Source organism: Rhodospirillales bacterium, from assembly GCA_014323865.1.
GTDB lineage: Bacteria > Pseudomonadota > Alphaproteobacteria > SP197 > SP197 > SP197.
Genome location: JACONG010000016.1, coordinates 330,623 through 348,841, shown reverse-complemented (window position 1 = coordinate 348,841; position 18,219 = coordinate 330,623). Strand labels below are relative to the sequence as shown.

The 18,219-nt window shown below is 62.6% G+C and carries 15 protein-coding genes; 8 read left to right on the top strand and 7 right to left on the bottom strand.

The genetic code is table 11. The features are described 5' to 3' along the window. Positions 1-36: 36 nt before the first annotated feature. A complete protein-coding gene (caiD, locus tag GDA49_10580; protein ID MBC6440831.1) occupies positions 37-828 on the top strand; it encodes a crotonobetainyl-CoA hydratase in 792 nt (263 codons plus the stop codon). Here the strand turns inward: caiD and GDA49_10575 are convergent. Continuing rightward, positions 825-1,373, bottom strand: coding sequence for a GNAT family N-acetyltransferase (locus tag GDA49_10575; GenBank protein ID MBC6440830.1), 549 nt, complete (start codon positions 1,371-1,373; stop codon positions 825-827). The genes caiD and GDA49_10575 overlap by 4 nt on opposite strands. A gap of 137 nt (positions 1,374-1,510) precedes the next feature. Here GDA49_10575 and GDA49_10570 point away from each other — a divergent pair, with 137 nt between their 5' ends. After that, complete coding sequence (locus tag GDA49_10570) at positions 1,511-2,713, top strand: pyridoxal phosphate-dependent aminotransferase (protein ID MBC6440829.1); 1,203 nt, start codon at positions 1,511-1,513, stop codon at positions 2,711-2,713. Positions 2,714-2,800: 87 nt separating this feature from the next. Continuing rightward, entirely contained in the window at positions 2,801-3,805 is a 1,005-nt protein-coding gene (gene msrP, locus GDA49_10565) for a protein-methionine-sulfoxide reductase catalytic subunit MsrP (protein MBC6440828.1), read from the top strand. 293 nt (positions 3,806-4,098) lie between these two features. Here msrP and GDA49_10560 read toward each other — a convergent pair whose 3' ends face one another. The 3 genes from GDA49_10560 to GDA49_10550 form a co-directional block, all read right to left on the bottom strand. Continuing rightward, a complete protein-coding gene (locus GDA49_10560; GenBank protein ID MBC6440827.1) occupies positions 4,099-4,989 on the bottom strand; it encodes a LysR family transcriptional regulator in 891 nt (296 codons plus the stop codon). Between the two features lie 24 nt (positions 4,990-5,013). Further along, a complete protein-coding gene (gene trxB / locus GDA49_10555; GenBank protein MBC6440826.1) occupies positions 5,014-5,982 on the bottom strand; it encodes a thioredoxin-disulfide reductase in 969 nt (322 codons plus the stop codon). 156 nt (positions 5,983-6,138) lie between these two features. Further along, positions 6,139-6,417 (bottom strand): hypothetical protein, encoded by a 279-nt coding sequence (locus GDA49_10550; protein ID MBC6440825.1) that lies wholly within the window; start codon positions 6,415-6,417, stop codon positions 6,139-6,141. A gap of 633 nt (positions 6,418-7,050) precedes the next feature. Between GDA49_10550 and GDA49_10545 the strand changes: the two genes are divergently transcribed. Both GDA49_10545 and hspQ read left to right on the top strand, forming a co-directional pair. Further along, positions 7,051-7,356, top strand: coding sequence for a hypothetical protein (locus GDA49_10545; GenBank protein MBC6440824.1), 306 nt, complete (start codon positions 7,051-7,053; stop codon positions 7,354-7,356). Between the two features lie 509 nt (positions 7,357-7,865). Further along, positions 7,866-8,222, top strand: a complete 357-nt coding sequence (gene hspQ / locus GDA49_10540; protein ID MBC6440823.1) for a heat shock protein HspQ — start codon at positions 7,866-7,868, stop codon at positions 8,220-8,222. Here hspQ and GDA49_10535 read toward each other — a convergent pair. The 3 genes from GDA49_10535 to carA are packed head-to-tail and all read right to left on the bottom strand — an operon-like array spanning position 8,203 to position 13,602. Then, positions 8,203-9,177 carry a mitochondrial fission ELM1 family protein gene (locus tag GDA49_10535; GenBank protein ID MBC6440822.1) on the bottom strand — a complete coding sequence of 325 codons (975 nt, stop codon included), beginning with the start codon at positions 9,175-9,177 and terminating at the stop codon, positions 8,203-8,205. The genes hspQ and GDA49_10535 overlap by 20 nt on opposite strands. Positions 9,178-9,208: 31 nt before the next feature. Beyond that, positions 9,209-12,448, bottom strand: a complete 3,240-nt coding sequence (gene carB / locus GDA49_10530) for a carbamoyl-phosphate synthase large subunit (protein ID MBC6440821.1) — start codon at positions 12,446-12,448, stop codon at positions 9,209-9,211. Between the two features lie 2 nt (positions 12,449-12,450). Next, on the bottom strand, positions 12,451-13,602 hold the full coding sequence (gene carA, locus GDA49_10525; GenBank protein ID MBC6440820.1) for a glutamine-hydrolyzing carbamoyl-phosphate synthase small subunit: 1,152 nt from the start codon (positions 13,600-13,602) through the stop codon (positions 12,451-12,453). Positions 13,603-13,821: 219 nt separating this feature from the next. On the opposite strand from carA, the gene GDA49_10520 reads away from it, so the two are divergent. The 3 genes from GDA49_10520 to rpoD all read left to right on the top strand — a co-directional run bounded on the left by GDA49_10520 (position 13,822) and on the right by rpoD (position 18,202). Then, positions 13,822-14,283 (top strand): GatB/YqeY domain-containing protein, encoded by a 462-nt coding sequence (locus tag GDA49_10520; protein MBC6440819.1) that lies wholly within the window; start codon positions 13,822-13,824, stop codon positions 14,281-14,283. A gap of 23 nt (positions 14,284-14,306) precedes the next feature. Next, entirely contained in the window at positions 14,307-16,151 is a 1,845-nt protein-coding gene (locus tag GDA49_10515) for a DNA primase (GenBank protein ID MBC6440818.1), read from the top strand. A gap of 80 nt (positions 16,152-16,231) precedes the next feature. Next, a complete protein-coding gene (rpoD, locus tag GDA49_10510; protein MBC6440817.1) occupies positions 16,232-18,202 on the top strand; it encodes an RNA polymerase sigma factor RpoD in 1,971 nt (656 codons plus the stop codon). Positions 18,203-18,219: the final 17 nt, after the last annotated feature.

Here is an 18,219-nt window from a genome sequence, read left to right as displayed (position 1 = left end):
GGGTGGCCATCCGACGATAACAGGAAGGAGCATGACATGAGCGACATGGTGAAGATCACGAAGGACGGGTTTGTCTGGGAGATCGTGTTCCACCGGCCCAAGGCCAATGCGATCAGCGTGGCCGCGAGCAAGGCGCTCGGCGATGCCTTCTGCGCTTTCCGTGACGATCCGACCGCCTCGGTCGCGATCGTCACCGGCGGCGGCGAGAAGTTCTTCTCGGCGGGCTGGGACCTCAAGGCGGCTGCGGCCGGTGAAGAGGAGACCGACAGCGCGGCCGCGACCGAGGGCGGTTTCGCCGGCCTGACCGAACTCTGGAGCATGGACAAGCCCGTCATTGCCGCGGTCAACGGCTATGCCGCGGGCGGCGGGTTCGAGCTGGTGCTGGCGTCCGACATCATCATTGCCGCCGAGAACGCCCAGTTCTGGCTGCCCGAGGCGCAGCTCGGTATCCTGCCCGACGGCGGTGGCGTGATCCGCTTGCAGCGCCGCATCCCCAAGGCCGTTGCCGTCGAGATGATGATGACAGGCCGCCGCATGAGCCCGGAAGAGGGCGTGCGCTGGGGCCTGATCAGTCGGGTGGTTCCCCAGGCCGAACTGATGGCGACCGCGCGTGAGGTGGCCCATGCCATGGCGAAGTCGGCGCCGCTCTCGCTCAGGGCCGTGAAGGCTGTGGTCAACGAGACCGAGGGCATGTCGGTCAAGCAGGCCTATGCCCACATGCGCTCGGGCGCGATCCCGCAGTACCGCGCCTGCCTCGATTCCGAGGACGCCAAGGAAGGTCCCGCGAGCTTCGCCGAAGGCCGCGAGCCGGTCTGGAAGGGCCGTTAGAGCATATCCCTATCAGATTGAATCAATCTGATAGAGTGAAGATGCTTTAACTTGTCGAAGTAGATCGGACCGCCGGCGGGCGGACCAATATTGGCCCGACCCTGCAGCATGAATCCGATCACCAGGCTGGACTGGCACTTCAGCTTCATGCCGTCGTGGCTGGTAACGAACCCGACGCGTTCGTAGAATACCCAGGTTCGGTCGCGGTTCTTGTTCATCGTGATCTGGACCATGCCGCAGCCACATTCACGGCAGTGCTCGATCGCCCAGTTCAGCAGGACACCGCCGAGACCCTCGCTACGCCGGTTGCTGGCGATGTGCATACCCTCGATCTGATCGCGCCGCATGCCGCCCAGACTGAACCCGGGCAGAAAGGACAGCTGCAGGCAGCCGGTGACCACGCCGTCGCAATCCGGAATGATCATCATGTGGTTCAGGTCCGCTGCGGTATCGTCGAACGCCTCCCTGTAGCCGGCTTCACAGGAGCCTTCCGTGCTCTCGCTGGTGGCGCCGATGACGCCGCAGATCGTCGGGCCAGGCTTCACGGACGTGAACAGCGTCGTGTTGGGACATGGTCGTCCTTCGGTTCGAAATTCGATGTCGGGGACAAGTTCTTCCTCCACCTCGGGGCATGAAGGAAGTAGGGTATAGTGTCGATTCTCCAGACCATGAGGGTAGCACCATGTCGATCCTTGCCAGCCGTCTCGATCGTATCAAGCCGTCGCCGACCATTGCGGTGAGCCAGAAGGCGCGCGACTTGAAAGCCGAGGGCATGGACGTCATCGGTCTCGGTGCCGGCGAGCCCGATTTCGACACGCCCGAACACATCATCGAGGCCGCCTACAAGGCCATGAAGGACGGCAAGACCCGCTACACGCCGGTGCCGGGCGTGCCGGAGCTGCGCGAGGCGATCAGCGCGAAGATGAAGCGCGACAACGACCTCGACTACACGCCCGATCAGATCCAGGTTGGCTGCGGCGGCAAGCAGGTGCTCTACAACGCGATGACCGCGACGCTGGAAGACGGCGACGAGGTCATCATCCCCGCACCCTACTGGGTGAGCTACACAGACATTGTGCTGCTGTGCGGCGGTACGCCGGTTGTCGTGCCGTGTGCGGCCGAGAACGGTTTCAAGATGACTGCCGCTGATCTCGAGGCCGCGATCACGCCGAAGACCAAGTGGCTGATGCTGAACTCACCGTCGAACCCGACCGGAGCGGGTTATTCGTGGGACGACATGAAAGCGCTGACCGATGTGCTTGTGCGCCACCCGCATGTCTGGATCATGCCCGACGATATGTACGAGCACATCACCTACGACGACTTCACCTTCTGCACGCCAGCCCAAGTCGAGCCCTCGCTACGGGATCGCACGCTGACCACCAATGGCGTCTCCAAGACCTACTGCATGACGGGCTGGCGCGTCGGCTTCGCCTGCGGGCCGGACGTTCTGATCAAGGCCATGAACAAGGTGCAGTCGCAGTCGACCACGCACACGAGTTCGGTCAGCCAGTACGCCGCCGTCGCTGCGCTCAACGGTCCCCAGGACTTCATTGCCGAGCACAACAAGGTCTTCAAGGATCGCCGCGACCTCGTGGTCGCGATGCTGAACCAGTCCAACGGCTTGACCTGCGGCACACCTGAAGGCGCGTTCTACGTCTATCCGTCCTGCGAGGGGTTGATCGGCAAGACGACGCCCGACGGCAACACGCTCGGGTCCGACGAGGATGTTGTGACCTATCTGCTGGAATCCGAAGGCGTTGCGGTGGTGCAGGGTTCGGCGTTCGGCCATTCGCCATTCTTCCGCATCTCCTACGCGACCTCGACCGAGGCACTGGAGGATGCCTGCCAGCGCATCCAACGGGCCTGCGCTTCTGTCTCCTGACGCGGGTCTCACGCCCGTTTGACTTGTGATCTCGCGGCAAACCGCCAATTGTCGCCAGAGAGGACATCTGTTGGACGGGAGTGCCACATGCTGATCAGGTCACCGCGCGGCTGGGAGCTCAAGGAGAGCCTGGCGACGCCTGAGTCTGTTTATCTGAACCGCCGCCAGCTCGCCAAGGCGATCGCAGCAGGACCGATCGTGGCTGCTGCGGGGACAATGCTGTTCGGCTGCGCTGAGGCGTCCGATGGCGTCGTCGAGATCGCCAATGCCCAGGCCGCCGCCGATCCGACCAACGACCTCTATCCCGCCCCGCTCAACAACGCCTATGCCGACGCCGGCCGCATGGTGACGCCCGAGGCGGACAATCTGACTTACAACAACTTCTATGAGTTCGGCAGCCACAAGCAGATCTGGCAGCGTGCCGAGGACCTGCAGCGCCGCCCCTGGGCGATCACCTTCGACGGGCTGGTCGAGGAGGAGAAGACGGTCGACATCGACACGCTGATCCGCGCCATGGCACTGGAGGAGCGGGTCATCCGACATCGCTGCGTCGAGGCCTGGTCGATGGTGGTGCCCTGGACCGGTTTCCCGATGCGCGATCTCGTTGCCTACGCCAAACCGCTGGGTTCGGCGAAGTATGTTGTCATGCAGACCTTCGAGGACGTCGACTGGGCGCCGGGCCTGGGCCAGTTCTGGTATCCTTGGCCCTACACCGAGGGCGTGACGATCGAAGAAGCCGACAACGAACTTGCCTTCATGGTCACCGGTGCCTACGGCAAGCCGATGGCCAACCAGTTCGGTGCCCCACTCCGGCTTCACCTGCCGTGGAAGTACGGCTTCAAGTCGGTCAAGTCGATTGTCCGCGTGACCCTCACCGAGGAACGTCCGACCACCTTCTGGGAAGAGCTCGTACCGTCGGAGTACGGCTTCTGGGCGAATGTGAACCCCGAGGTCGACCATCCCCGCTGGAGCCAGGCCGACGAGCGTGTGCTCGGCAGCAACGAGCGCGTCCCGACGCTGCTCTACAACGGCTACGGCGAGCAGGTCGCCCATCTCTATGCCCACATGGAGGGTGAGCGTCTCTTCATGTAGAGCGCGGAGATACAGGCGGCAAAAAGAAAAGAAGAGGCCGGGTCTTGCGACCCGGCCTCAAGTCTATAGGGGAGGCTTCACGTCTGGGAGACGTTGGGACCCTGAGGTCCCGTTCCAGGTCGAAACCTGGTTGACACGTATCGATCGGGGGGCATCCGTCGAGGGAGGCCGCGATATGTTGCAGCTTCCGTGTCAGAGGGGGAAATAGGGCTTTCCCTTCGTTCTCACCATGGGCGCTTTCACAACCCAGCCATGCATGGGGCGCATAACTCGTAATGTGTTATGACAAATTCTTAAAATCGGGTCGCGGCGACCTTTTCCAGAAGAAAATCGCGGAACGCGGTAATTCGCGCGGAGTTACGCTGCTCCTCAGGATAGACGAAGTATGACTCGGCTGTCGGGAGCGGAGCATCAATGTCGAGCTTCACCTTCCTGTCTGACCCTTCGATGACATAGTCCGGCAGGATAGCTATCCCCAGGCCGCTCTCGACAGCCCGCCGCATGCCCAGCATGGAGTTGACCGTCAACGCCGGGCGGCGCTGCGGACGGTCGTCGCCGAACGCACGCGGCAGCCACTCCGGGCTAACGACGTTCTTGAGCGGACCGTGGTCGTACATGATCATCCGATGTTTCTCGAGGTCTTCCAGCGTCTTCGGCGTGCCCCAGGCCTTGAGGTAGTGGGGCGAGGCGAAGAAGTGGAAGTGAATCCTCATCAGGTGGCGCTGTATCAGGTCCGGCTGGGTCGGCCGGCTCAGCCGGATGCCGACGTCGGCCTCGCGCATTGAAAGGTCGAGCTCGCCGTCCTCGATGCGCAGGCTCATCGAGATCTCGGGATAACGATCCATGAAGTCGACCATGCGCGGCATCAGCCAGATGATCGAGAAACCGGTTGTCGCGGTGACCGTGAGGTGGCCGTCGGGCCGCTGCTTGCTGTCGGTCAACTTGGCCTCGGCCATGGCGATCTTGCCGTAGACCTCGCGTGCCGTGCGATAGAGCAGGTCGCCCTGTTCGGTGACAAGAAGTCCGCGCGCGTGGCGATGGAAGAGACTGGCACCGAGGTTTTCCTCAAGGGCGCTGATCTGGCGGCTGACCGCCGACTGGCTGAGGTTCAGCAGGTCGCCCGCCTTGGTGAAGCTTCCTGCCTCGGCGACGTGATAGAAGACGCGCAGGCGGTCCCAATCCATGTTCTCTCTTGGTGCGCTCCCGGCCTACTCGGCTGCAACGCGCTCCTCACTCTCCAGCGCAGCGATGAACTTCTCGGCCTCGAGCGCGGCCATGCAGCCGGTGCCAGCCGCCGTGACAGCCTGGCGGTAGATCTTGTCCTGCACATCGCCCGCGGCGAAGACGCCGGGTATGTTGGTGGCCGTGCTGTCGTGGGCGGTGATGAGGTAGCCCTCGTCGCCCATCTCCAGCACACCCTTGAAGATCTCCGTGTTGGGCCGATGGCCGATCGCGATGAAGACGCCGTCGACAGCGAACTCCGACTCGGCACCAGTCTTGACGTTGCGCACGCGCACCCCGTTCACCGAGGGCGGCTCCTTCGAACCCACGACTTCGTCGAGCACGGTGTCCCAGAGGATATCGATCTTGGGGTGCTTGAACAGCCGGTCCTGCAGTATCTTCTCGGCACGCAGCTCGTCGCGCCGGTGGATCAGCGTCACCTTGGCGGCGTGATTGGTAAGATAGAGCGCTTCCTCGACGGCAGTATTGCCGCCGCCGACGACACAAACCTCCTTATCACGGAAGAAGAAGCCATCGCAGGTCGCGCAGGCCGAGACGCCGAAGCCCTGGAAGGCCTGCTCGCTGTCCAGCCCGAGCCACCTGGCTTGGGCGCCGGTTGAAATGATGATGGCGTCGGCCGTGTAGACGGCGCCCGAATCGCCGATGGCGCGGAACGGGCGGACGGAGAAATTGACCTCGGTAACGATGTCGTAGAGCATCGTGGTGCCGACCTTTTCGGCCTGCTCGGTCATCTGCTCCATCAGCCAAGGGCCCTGGATGACGTCGGCGAAGCCGGGGTAGTTCTCGACATCGGTCGTGATCGTCATCTGGCCGCCGGGCTGAATGCCGTGCACCAGCGTCGGCTTGAGGCTCGCACGCGCCGTGTAGACGGCGGCCGTCAGACCCGCCGGTCCCGAACCCAGAATGAGAACCTGGCTGTGACGGGTTTCGGCCATGGCGTTCGCGCTCCTGCAATCTTGTGGCTGGGACGGTCACACCACCCCCTGAACAACGAAGAGCACCTTGGGTGCCCTACTCTTATAGCAGATAGGTGGATGGAGGAAGAGGAAGAATAGGCTGGGGGCCAACCATCATCGAAAAATGATGAGGATTCACGGACCTCCTGTGATCAGCAATTCCTGCGCAGGCCGCCGCACGCGATAGTTGAAAGTATAAGCACTGCGAACAACCTCTATCTCTGCCCAAGCAAACAGCCGCCGCACCTCAGGGTGCTCATTGATCGAGAGGATGAACCGCCCCTTGATGCTGTGCAGCACCTCTGCCAGCCAGCCGCGCGCAAAGAGATCGCGTCCATAGTCTGCCTCGTGCCCCCAATAGGGCGGGTCGATGTAGAACAGCGTGAAAGGGCGGTCATAGCGCGGGATGAACACCGCCCATGCCGGCGCAGGGTTCCGGCCGGCGCAGTCGGGGTGATTTGTGGTGCAATTGGGTGTGCGAGGGGTTGACAAAGGGGGTGTCTTCCACGAACATGACCTCACCACGAGCGCGGGAGCGAGACGGTACCGAATCGGGCGAATGGAGGATTTGATCTTGGATCATATCGTTTGGCCGGAAGACGTTCTCACATACCATCTTGGGTTCAGCCCGGAGGAGTTAGGATTTGACCTTGGGTCGGAGTGTCATTCCGACCACGTACATATCGAGGTGCGCGGTCTGTCTGACGACGCGAGGGAGTGCCTTCGTGCTCTACATCATTCGTGGGTGGGTTGAACAATGGCTCTGGTGAACATAGCTTTAGGCATCCTCATCGTCTCGATGGGGTTGACGTTCCTCGGCCTTGGTGACTACGCTTTCGTCAGTCCCATAGTCGTGTGGGTCTTCTGGTACATTTTGGAAGGGGTGAAAATCGCCGAACGATGGAGAGAAATAGAACGACACGAGGGCTGGCGGTGATGCTTGCTCGGTTGTTTCGAAGGCACAGGGATGACCAAACTTAGGCATGAAACAGTTGCTCCAGTGGTGGGGAACCAGCGCAAAGTGAACTGACAAACGTGGAGGTCAAAATGGCCATAAGAGTTACCATTGCCAAAAACCCTGTCGTGGTATTGTGTTCTGCGGCTTTGTGCCTGCTCGCCTCCGCATTTCATGCAGAGGCTCAGCACATAACTGTAAATAGTACTGCATTTTGTAAGGAAATCGTTGCAAACAACTGCGAAGGCCTTATCCCCTCTGGCGAGGTGGTTGAGATGTCCCACCTGGCTATGAAAGATGGAAAAAGAGTTATTTATTTTTGGGGGAGCATTAAAGTTCCGCCAAGCAACGGCCCTGAAGACATCCCTATTGCGTTCAACTTCGCAAGGGAAGGGTAGTGCTATAAAGAATCAGATTCTGTTAAATTGAGTGATGATAAGGCACTTGTAAATAAGCTGCTCAATATATCGTTGTCAGCATTCAATTTTCTTAAGTCGCTTGGCATCGCAGAATTGAAGTTCGGCAACATCAAACTCAACCTTGTTTTGACACAACCCTCCAAGGCGTTTAGAGTTAGTGATTATCGGGATGTACTTGATTGCGGAGGAACATTCACAGCAAGGCTCATTAATAGCGATGGAAATCCGATCCTTGGCAATAATGAAGTCAAGACCATTTCCATTGTTAAGTAATTAGGAGAGAGTCGGAGTTTCAGCAGCCATAGGTACTGCTTTCCCGTTATTTATCAATTCTCCTCACAGATTGCTTGCCAGGTAGTGAGGAATCTTGCGCCCTCTTCTTTGGAGTGACAGCGGTCATTGGAGGAAAGAGCCAGACCGAGAAAGGGGTGGAAAGGGACCTGCCACGGCTTGGTCTCGGCCATGGCCTCTGCTAAACTGAATTGATGATGGAATCGCTGCACACATCCGAAGCTGCGCCAGTCCGTACGGCCAAATTCCGTATCGGGGACGTCGTGCACCACAGGCACTATCCCTTCCGGGGCGTGATCTTCGACGTCGATCCGGTCTTCGCGAATACCGAAGAATGGTGGCTTTCGATCCCCGAGGACGTCCGTCCGACCAAGGATCAGCCCTATTACCATTTGCTGGCGGAGAACGAGCAGACGACCTACATCGCCTATGTCTCGGAGCAGAACCTGCTGCTCGATGAGACCGGCGATTCGGTCTCGCACCCCGAGATGGCGACACTGTTCGCCGGTGTCGAGGACGGCCGCTACGTGCCGATCACGATCCAGTGCAACTGAGTTTCGCTTCAAGCAATTCTCTGACGCGGTCCGCGACGACGCCTGTGTCGTCGAGCGGTTCGGGTATCCAGTCGAGGTCGACGCCGGTCCCAAACCGTCGCGTGTGACCGCTGCGTTCCATAAGCGCGTGAAAGGCTTCGAACTTGCGCGACGATCCCTTCAAGTGGGCGACATGCACAGGGTGTCCGGTGGCGCAGGCCTCGGTCGTCATGTTGACGGAATCGGAGGTCACCACCACGGCGTCGGCGAGGCCGAGCCAGCCGCAATAGGGGTTGTCGCCGCTGCCATCCCAGATGCGCGTTCGCGCAGGATCGAGTTCTGCCGTCAGTGCCTCTGCAACAGCGCCGGTTGTGCGGCGGGACATCGTCACAAGCAGGCTTCCGGGCAGGGCGCACAGCCGCCGCCCGAGATCGCGGGCGTCGTCCCGGGTGAAGTCGTAGACCTTGTTCGGTCCGCCGATGGTCGCAAAGACCAGCGGACGCTGCAGGTCGGTGCGCCAGCGGTCGGCCTCCCGATTGAGCACGTCGCGGGTCAGGCCGTGGACCGATCCCTTGGTTACGATCACGTTGGGGCCCGTGAGTTGGTCGTGGGCCGGCGCCACGACGAGATCGAACCGGTCGGTCCTGATGCCCGGTTTCTGGATCTGGACACAGATCGTTCGCTCGCCTGACAGCTGCCGGATGGCGGCCGCCGGTGCGACCGACTTACGGCCGCTGGCGATCAGAAGAGCGGGCCAGGGTTGCCGAAGCGGATCGCTGTCGGAGGTGAGTGCCCTGAGCGGCGCGAGCCAGAGACCCGGCGGCAGGCTCTGCCAAGGCTGGCGTATGCGGATCGTCTTGACGATCGGCTCGACGCCGAGGCGCGAGGCGAGCCCGGCGCACTGGTTGACGGTCCCGGCCGCGCCGTCGGTGACAACCCAGGTCGTCAGGTCAGTGAGGTCTCGGGGGCTTGCCATGGGCCGCTCCTGCGCCCCGCGGGGCGGGACGTCAAGAAGCGGCGGTCGCGTAGGATTGCAGCGGGGCGACGTCAAGGCCGCCGTTGCGCATGGCCGCGATCGCCTCGATGGTTGCGCGCGCACCTGCGATCGTCGTGGCGTAGGGCACCTTCTTGACCAGCGCCGTGCGGCGCAGGCTGAAGCTGTCGGTGATCGATTTCGCGCCTTCGGTCGTGTTGATCACGAGGTCGATGCGGTCGTCCGACAGGGCATCGACGATGTGGGGCGAACCTTCCAGAACCTTGTTGATCGACTCGACCTCAAGGCCGGCCGCACGCATGTCGCGCGCCGTGCCGCGGGTGGCGACGAGCGAGAAACCGAGCTCGACCAGCCGGTGGCCGAGCTCAATGGCGGGCACCTTGTCGCGGTCGCGCACAGAGATGAAGACCCGGCCCGACTGCGGCAGCGTGCCGCCGGTGGCCAGCTGCGCCTTGGCAAAAGCGTGGCCGAAATCGCGGTCGAGGCCAATGACCTCGCCAGTCGACTTCATTTCTGGACCCAGGATGATGTCGACATTGGGGAAGCGGGCAAAGGGAAAGACCGCTTCCTTGACTGCGATGTGGTCATAGACGGGTTCCTTCAGGCCGAAGCTCGCCAGCGTCTCGCCGGCCATGATGCGGGCGGCGATCTTGGCGATCGGGATACCGATGGTCTTGGCGACAAAGGGCACCGTGCGGCTGGCGCGCGGATTCACCTCCAGCACGTAGATGTCGTCATCCTTCACCGCGAACTGCACGTTCATCAGCCCGACCACACCGAGCTCCAGTGCCATGGCCTCGGTCTGGCGGCGCAGCTCCGCAATAACCCTGGGCGAGAGCGAGTAGGGAGGCAGCGAACAGGCGGAGTCGCCAGAGTGAATGCCGGCTTCCTCAATGTGCTCCATGATGCCGGCAACAAAGACGTCAGTGCCGTCGCACAGCGCATCGACATCGACCTCGACCGCGTCCTGCAGGAAATAGTCGATCAGGATCGGGTTGCCTTCCGAGGCCTCGACCGACTTCTCGAGATAGGTCTCGAGACCGTCGTCCGAGTGGACGATCTCCATCGCACGGCCGCCGAGCACATAGCTCGGCCGCACGACGACGGGATAACCGATGCGGTCGGTGATGGCGCGCGCCTCGTCGAGCGAGTGGCAGGTGCCGTTCTCGGGCTGGCGAAGGCCAAGCTGGTGTAGCAGCTCCTGGAAGCGCTTGCGGTCCTCGGCGCGGTCGATGGCGTCGGGCGAGGTGCCGATGATCGGAATGCCGTCGGCCTCCAGTGCACGGGCCAGCTTGAGCGGCGTCTGGCCGCCGAACTGCACGATGATGCCAACGAGCGTGCCCTTCGTCATCTCCGCACGCGCGATGGCGATGACGTCCTCGGCCGTGAGCGGCTCGAAGTAGAGCCGGTCGGAGGTGTCGTAGTCGGTCGAGACAGTCTCGGGATTGCAGTTGACCATGATGGTCTCGATCCCGGCGTCCTGCAGGCCGAAGCAGGCGTGCACACAGCAGTAGTCGAACTCGATACCCTGGCCGATCCGGTTGGGACCGCCGCCTAGGATCATGACCTTCCTGGCGTCGGAGACCTCGGCTTCGTCCTCCGGTTCGTTGACGCCGTCGCCCTCGTAGCAGCCGTACATGTAGGACGTGCTCGACGGGTACTCGGCCGCGCAGGTGTCGATGCGCTTGTAGACCGGCGTGACGCCTAGCGCCTGGCGCTTCTGGCGCACCGTGTCCTCGTTGATGCCGACAAGTTCGCTCAGGCGGCGGTCGGAGAAGCCAAGCTTCTTGAGCCGCAGCAAGGTGTGGCGCTCGGTCGGCAGGCCGTTCTCGCGGACCTCGTTCTCGGCATCGACGATGGCGCGGATCTGTTCGAGGAACCACGGGTCGAACTTCGTGATGTCGTGAACTTCCTCGTCGCTGAGCCCGTGGCGTATGGCTTGGGCAATGGCGAGGATGCGGTCGGGTGCTTGCTTGACCAGGCGTGCGGTGATGCCGTCCTCGCTGGTGTCGTCGAACTTCACCGGGTTGAGCCCGGTGAGCCCGGTCTCCATCGAGCGCATGGCTTTCTGAAGCGATTCGGCGAAAGTGCGGCCGATCGACATCGCCTCGCCGACCGACTTCATCGAGGTTGTGAGCGACGGTTCGGTGCCGGGGAACTTCTCGAAGGTGAAGCGCGGCATCTTGGTGACCACGTAGTCGATCGACGGCTCGAAGCTCGCCGGTATCATCTTGGTGATGTCGTTCTGGATCTCGTCGAGCGTGTAGCCGACGGCGAGCTTAGCCGCAACCCTGGCTATCGGGAAGCCGGTCGCCTTCGACGCCAGGGCCGAGGAACGCGAGACGCGCGGGTTCATCTCGATCACGATCATGCGCCCGTCTTCGGGATTGATGGCGAACTGCACGTTCGAGCCGCCCGTGTCGACGCCGATCTCGCGCAGCACCGCCAGCGAGGCGTTGCGCATGATCTGGTATTCCCTGTCGGTCAGCGTCAGCGCCGGTGCGACGGTGACCGAATCGCCCGTGTGGACACCCATAGGGTCGATATTCTCAATCGAGCAGACGATAATGCAGTTGTCGGCGCGGTCGCGCACGACCTCCATCTCGTATTCCTTCCAGCCGAGCACCGATTCCTCTACCAGAACCTCAGTGGTCGGGCTGGCATCGAGCCCGCGTCGGACGATGTCCTTGTATTGCTGCTTGTTGAAAGCGATTCCGCCGCCGGTGCCGCCCAGGGTGAAGCTCGGCCGTATGATGGCCGGCAGGCCGATCACCTCGAGTGCTGCCTGGGCGTCGGTCATGGTGTGCGCGAGTTCGCTGCAGGCGCACTTGAGGCCGATCTTCTCCATGGCGTCGCGGAAGAGCTCGCGGTCCTCGGCCTTGTCGATTGCCTCGCGGCTCGCACCGATCAGTTCGGTGCCGCAGGCCTCCAGGACGCCCATCTTGGCGAGCGAGAGCGCAGTGTTGAGGCCGGTCTGCCCGCCCATGGTGGGCAGCAGCGCATCGGGCCGCTCCTTCTCAATCACCTTGGCGACCATCTCCGGCGTGATCGGCTCGACATAGGTCGCATCCGCCGTCTCCGGATCGGTCATGATCGTCGCAGGGTTCGAGTTTACCAGGATAACCCGGTAACCCTCTTCCTTCAGCGCCTTCAGCGCCTGGGTGCCGGAGTAATCGAACTCGCAGGCCTGGCCGATGATGATCGGCCCGGCACCGATGATCATGATCGATTCGAGGTCGGTGCGTTTCGGCATGGTCAGGCCGCTTCCATCGCCTTGACAAAATCCTCGAAGAGGTAGCGACTATCCTGGGGACCGGGGCTGGCTTCGGGATGGTACTGCACGGAGAAGATCGGTTTGCCGTCGACCCGGATGCCTGCGAGCGTGCCATCGAACAGGCTGACATGGGTGGCGCTGACACCTGCGGGCAGGCTGTCGGCATCGACCACGAAGCCGTGGTTCTGGCTGGTGATCTCGACACGGCCGGTGTCGAGGTTCTTGATCGGGTGGTTCGCGCCGCGGTGGCCATTGGCCATCTTTGTGGTGTCGGCACACAGCGCCAAGGCGAGCATCTGGTGGCCCAGGCAGATGCCAAAGACGGGCTTGCCGCTTGCGACGAGATCGCGGATCACCGGCACGGCGTATTCGCCCGTGGCGGCGGGATCGCCTGGGCCGTTCGACAGGAAGATGCCGTCGGGTTCGTGGCGCATGATCTCGTCGGTCGTGGCGTTGGCCGGGACCACGGTGACGGCACAGCCAAGTGAGGCCAGGCAGCGCAGGATGTTCTTCTTCACGCCATAGTCGATCGCAACGACACGGTGTTTCGCGCCGCTCAGGGTGCCGTAGCCGGTGCCGAGCTCCCAGTCGGTCTGGTTCCAAGTGTAGGTCTGGCGGCAGGTCACGTCCTTGGCGAGATCCATGCCCTCAAGGCCCGGCCAGGCGCCGACCTCGGTGCCGAGGCCTTCGGGATCGATCAGGCCGTGATCGATGCCGGCGGTCTGGAACCCCTCGTCGCGAATGCGCCGGGTCAGGCGGCGGGTGTCAATACCCGCAATGCCAACCAGATTGTTCGATTTCAGCCAGATATCGAGGTGCTGAATGGCGCGGAAGTTCGAGGGCTCGGTGACATCGGCGCGCAACACCAGGCCGCGCACGGCGGGCACGTCCGATTCGATATCCTCGGCATTGGTGCCGACATTGCCGATGTGCGGGAAGGTGAAAGTTATAATCTGGCCTGCATAGGAGGGATCGGTGAGGATCTCCTGGTAGCCGGTCATCGATGTGTTGAAGCAGATTTCGCCGATGGCGCGGCCTTGGGCGCCCAATCCACGACCCCAAAATGCCGTTCCGTCCGCGAGAACGAGACTCGCCGAGGCCCAAGGCACCGGCGCGGGAACGGATGAAGCCATACGGAATCACATGTAAGATTGATCCCGCGGAGCATAGGAAATCGGGCATGCCCGGTCAAGCGACTGAAGTGCACTGTAAAGCCAAGGAATTTCACGTGGTTGGATTCTATCCACCGATGGGCTGTTGGTGCGTTGTTGATAAGGGCTGTTCTGATTGGACTCGTCATCCCGGCCGATCTGGTATAGTCCGCGCCACGTCCGAGCAAACAGGTACGCAGCATGTCAATCCGTCAGCAAATCCAAGACACGCTCAAAGAAGCGCTCAAAGCCCAGGATAGGTGCACCACCTCGACCCTGAGGCTGGTGTGCGCGGCTTTGAAAGACCGGGATATTGCCTTGCGCAGCAACGGTGCGGGCCAGCCGCCGGCGGGCGACGATCAGACTCTCGATTTGCTCGCCAAGATGGTCTGCCAGCGCGAAGAAGCCGCCGAACAGTACCGTGCCGGCGACCGACCGGAACTGGCTGAGAAGGAAGAGGCCGAGATCGAGGTGATCCGCCGCTTCATGCCGCGCCGCATGTCAGCCGATGAGGTCGAGGCCGTGGTCGACCACGTGATCTCCGAGATTGAAGCCACGGGCCTCAAGGACATGGGCCGGGTCATGGCCGCTCTGAAGCAGGGTTATCCCGGCCAGATCGACGGTGCGGCGGCGAGCGCGCTGGTCAAACAGCGCTTGGGCTGACAGGGGTGGAGTGCACCTGACGCATGGCGTTCTCTCCCGCCTTTCTGGACGAGATCCGGACGCGGGTTCCGCTTTCCGATATTGTGGGCAAACAGGTCCGGCTGCAGCGCAACGGTCCTGAGTTCAAGGGGCTGTGCCCCTTCCACCGCGAGAAGACCCCGTCCTTCACGGTCTCCGAGCAGAAGGGTTTCTATCACTGCTTCGGCTGCGGCGCACATGGCGACGTCATTGGCTTCGTTATGCGGACCGAGAACCTCAGTTTCCCCGAGGCAGTTGAGCGGCTGGCTGGTCTCGCCGGCGTTGAGATGCCGCGCCAGACACCGGACGAGCGGGAGCGCGAGCGGCGGGCGGCTACCCTGCACGATGTGCTGGACGAAGCCTGCCGCTGGTTCGAGGAACAGCTCATGGGGCCGGACGGTGCAAAGACCCGCGCCTATCTCGACCGTCGCGGCGTCACCCGCGAGACCGGTGAGCGGTTTCGGCTGGGTTTCGCGCCAGACGGCCGCAACCGGCTGATCCGGCACCTTCGCGGCAAGGGTGTCCCGCCGCAGCTGATCGCCGGCGCGGGGCTCTCGGCAGGCGGCGACGGCCGCGAGCCGATCGACTGCTTCCGTCACCGCCTTATCTTCCCGATCGCCGACCGCGGCGGGCGCATCATCGCCTTCGGCGGCCGCACCATGGGCGACCATCCGGCCAAGTACATTAACTCGCCCGAAACCGACCTCTTCCACAAGGGAATGGTGCTCTACGGCTATGCCCAGGCACGCAAGCCAGCACATGAGGCCGGCACGGTCATTGTCGCCGAGGGCTACATGGACGTCATCGCCCTGGCACAGGCCGGTTTCTGCAATGCCGTCGCACCGCTCGGCACGGCGCTCACCGAAGGCCAGCTCGCCCTGCTCTGGCGCATCGCCGACGAACCGGTGCTTTGCTTCGATGGCGATGCGGCGGGGCAGCGTGCTGCCGTGCGCGCCCTCGAGCGCGCCCTTCTTGGCTTGGAGCCGGGCCGGTCGCTCAACTTCGCCATGCTGCCCGACGGGCTTGATCCCGATGGCCTGATCAAGGCGCGCGGACTGTCGGGCATGAAGCAGGTGCTCGACCGCGCCATCCCGCTGCTCGACATGCTGTGGCGCAGCCGGGTCGAGGGTGGGCGGTTCGACACCCCGGAACGGCGTGCGGCGCTCGACAAGGAACTGCATGACTGTGTTGCGCGGATCGGGAACCCGAACGTGCGGCACCACTACAAGCAGGCGGTGCGCGATCGGCTGCGCGAGAGCTTCGGTCCCGCTCGGTTCGGCCGGCCGACCGACCGCCGCGACACCCACAACCGCCCAGGTCGGCGGACCAGCGCCTACCGGATGGAAATGGAGCGCAAACCCAGCCGTTTGCCCGATCCCGTCGGCGATCACGATCGTTCGCTGCGGCTTCTGCTAGGCCTTCCACTGGTCGCGCCGGGCCTGCTGGAACGCATCGCCGAGCGCCTCGTTGAGGTCACCTTCAACGATCCGCGCCACGACCGCCTGCGCGACAGCATGCTTGATGCGCTCTCGGCCGAGGAAATTCTTGACTCCGAGAGCCTCCATCGCCACCTCACAGCGCACGGATTGACCGAATTGCTGGGGGACCTCACCGGAGGGGCCGTTGGTGGTTCGGCCGATCCTTCATTGTGTGTGGCAACGGTCGATGAGGCCGAGTTGCTCTGGCACCACGCCTTCGAACTCCTGCAGCAGCATCGTCTGAAGGAGGAGATTGAGGCCGATGCCGTGGCTTGGGCCGAGGATGCAAGCAACCGGGACTGGCGGCGCCTGCAGGCAAAGCAGGAGATGCACCAGGCCTCGGAGAAGAGGGTGGTGTCGCTGAACGACTGAAACGACGGCGGCGAATGAGATTTCTGAACCGGAACCCGGGAGCACCGGGCGTGGTTCAGGGGATCGAGGAGTAGAACTGCATGGCAACCAAACCCGCTGAGGTCAAGACCACCGACGACGACGGCATCGACGATCCCCTTCTCGATACTGCCAATGCCGCCATCAAGAAGATGCTGGCCCGTGGCAAGGAGCGCGGCTACGTCACGGTCGACGAGATCAGCGATGCCATGCCCCAGGACGAGGTGACCTCCGAGCAGATCGAGGACACCATGGCGATGCTCTCTGAAATGGGCATCAACGTCATCGAGAGCGAGGAATCCGAAGAGCCGGTCGATGAGAAGACCAAGGCCGCGCCCGCCGAGAAGCCAGCAGCGACGACCACCACCTCGACCACCGAGATGGGCTACACCGACGACCCCGTGCGCATGTACCTGCGCGAGATGGGCCGTGTCGAGCTACTATCCCGTGAAGGCGAGATCGCCATCGCCAAGCGCATTGAGGCCGGCCGTGACCGCATGATCCGCGGCATCTGCGAGAGCCCGCTGACCCTGCGCGCGATTGTCGCCTGGCGCGACATGCTGCAGGAGAACCGCGTTCTGCTGCGCGACATCATCGACCTTGAGGGTACCTATGGCGGTGGCCCTGACCCGTCGAACAATAACAACGGCAACGGCGCGGCCAAGCCCGCCTCCGAGAAGGTGCGCAAGGGCAATGGTTCGGATGCTGAAGCCTCGGGCGAGAACGGCGAAACAGGCAGAAACGACGATGCCGACGATGAGGCGAACCTCTCGCTCTCGGCCATGGAACAGGCGCTTCTGCCGGAGGTCATGGGGACCTTCGACAAGATCGCGCGCGCCTACAATCGCCTGCTGAAGGTTCAGGACGACTACCTCGGCGCCAAGCTGGAGGGCCAGGAGCCCGCGCCGGCCACACGCCGCCGTTACGACAAGATCAACCGTGAGAGCTACGCGCTCGTCAGCACGGTCAAGCTCCACAACAATCGCATCGAGGCGATGGTCGACGAGCTCTACGGGCTCAACAGACGGATCATCGGGCTGGAGAGTGCGCTGCTGAAGCTGGCCAGCCGCCGCGGCGTGAAGCGTAACGAGTTTCTCGAGGAGCACGTCGGCAACGAACTTGACCCCGATTGGCTCGAGCGTATAGCCGGTCTTTCCGGCCGTGGCTGGAAGGCCTTCGCGGATCGCGACGCCTGCAAGATCATTGAGGTGCGTGCCGAGATCGCGAAGATTTCGGTCAATTCCGGTCTCGACATCGCCGAGTTCAAGCGCATCGTGCACGTCGTCCAGAAGGGCGAGAAGGAAGCCGGCCAGGCGAAGAAGGAGATGGTCGAGGCAAACCTGCGTCTCGTGATCTCGATCGCCAAGAAATACACGAACCGCGGCCTGCAGTTCCTGGACCTGATCCAGGAGGGCAACATCGGCCTGATGAAGGCGGTCGACAAGTTCGAGTACCGCCGCGGCTACAAGTTCTCGACTTATGCCACGTGGTGGATCCGCCAGGCGATCACCCGCTCGATCGCCGATCAGGCTCGTACCATCCGTATTCCGGTGCACATGATCGAGACCATCAACAAGCTGGTGCGCACATCCCGCCAGATGCTGCACGAGATCGGCCGCGAGCCGACGCCCGAGGAGCTTGCCGAGAAGCTCGGCATGCCGCTCGAGAAGGTGCGCAAGGTGCTGAAGATCGCCAAGGAGCCGATCAGCTTGGAGACGCCGATCGGCGACGACGAGGACAGCCACCTGGGTGACTTCATCGAGGACAAGAACGCAGTCCTGCCCGTGGATGCTGCGATTCACGGCAACCTGCGGGAATCGACCACGAAGGTTCTGGCGACGCTCACGCCGCGCGAGGAACGCGTGCTGCGCATGCGCTTCGGCATCGGCATGAACACTGACCACACCCTCGAAGAGGTTGGCCAGCAGTTCTCGGTCACCCGCGAACGTATCCGCCAGATCGAGGCCAAGGCGCTCAGGAAGCTCAAGCACCCGAATCGCAGCCGCAAGCTTCGCAGCTTCCTCGATAACTAGTTCGTCCGTGGAGCCAA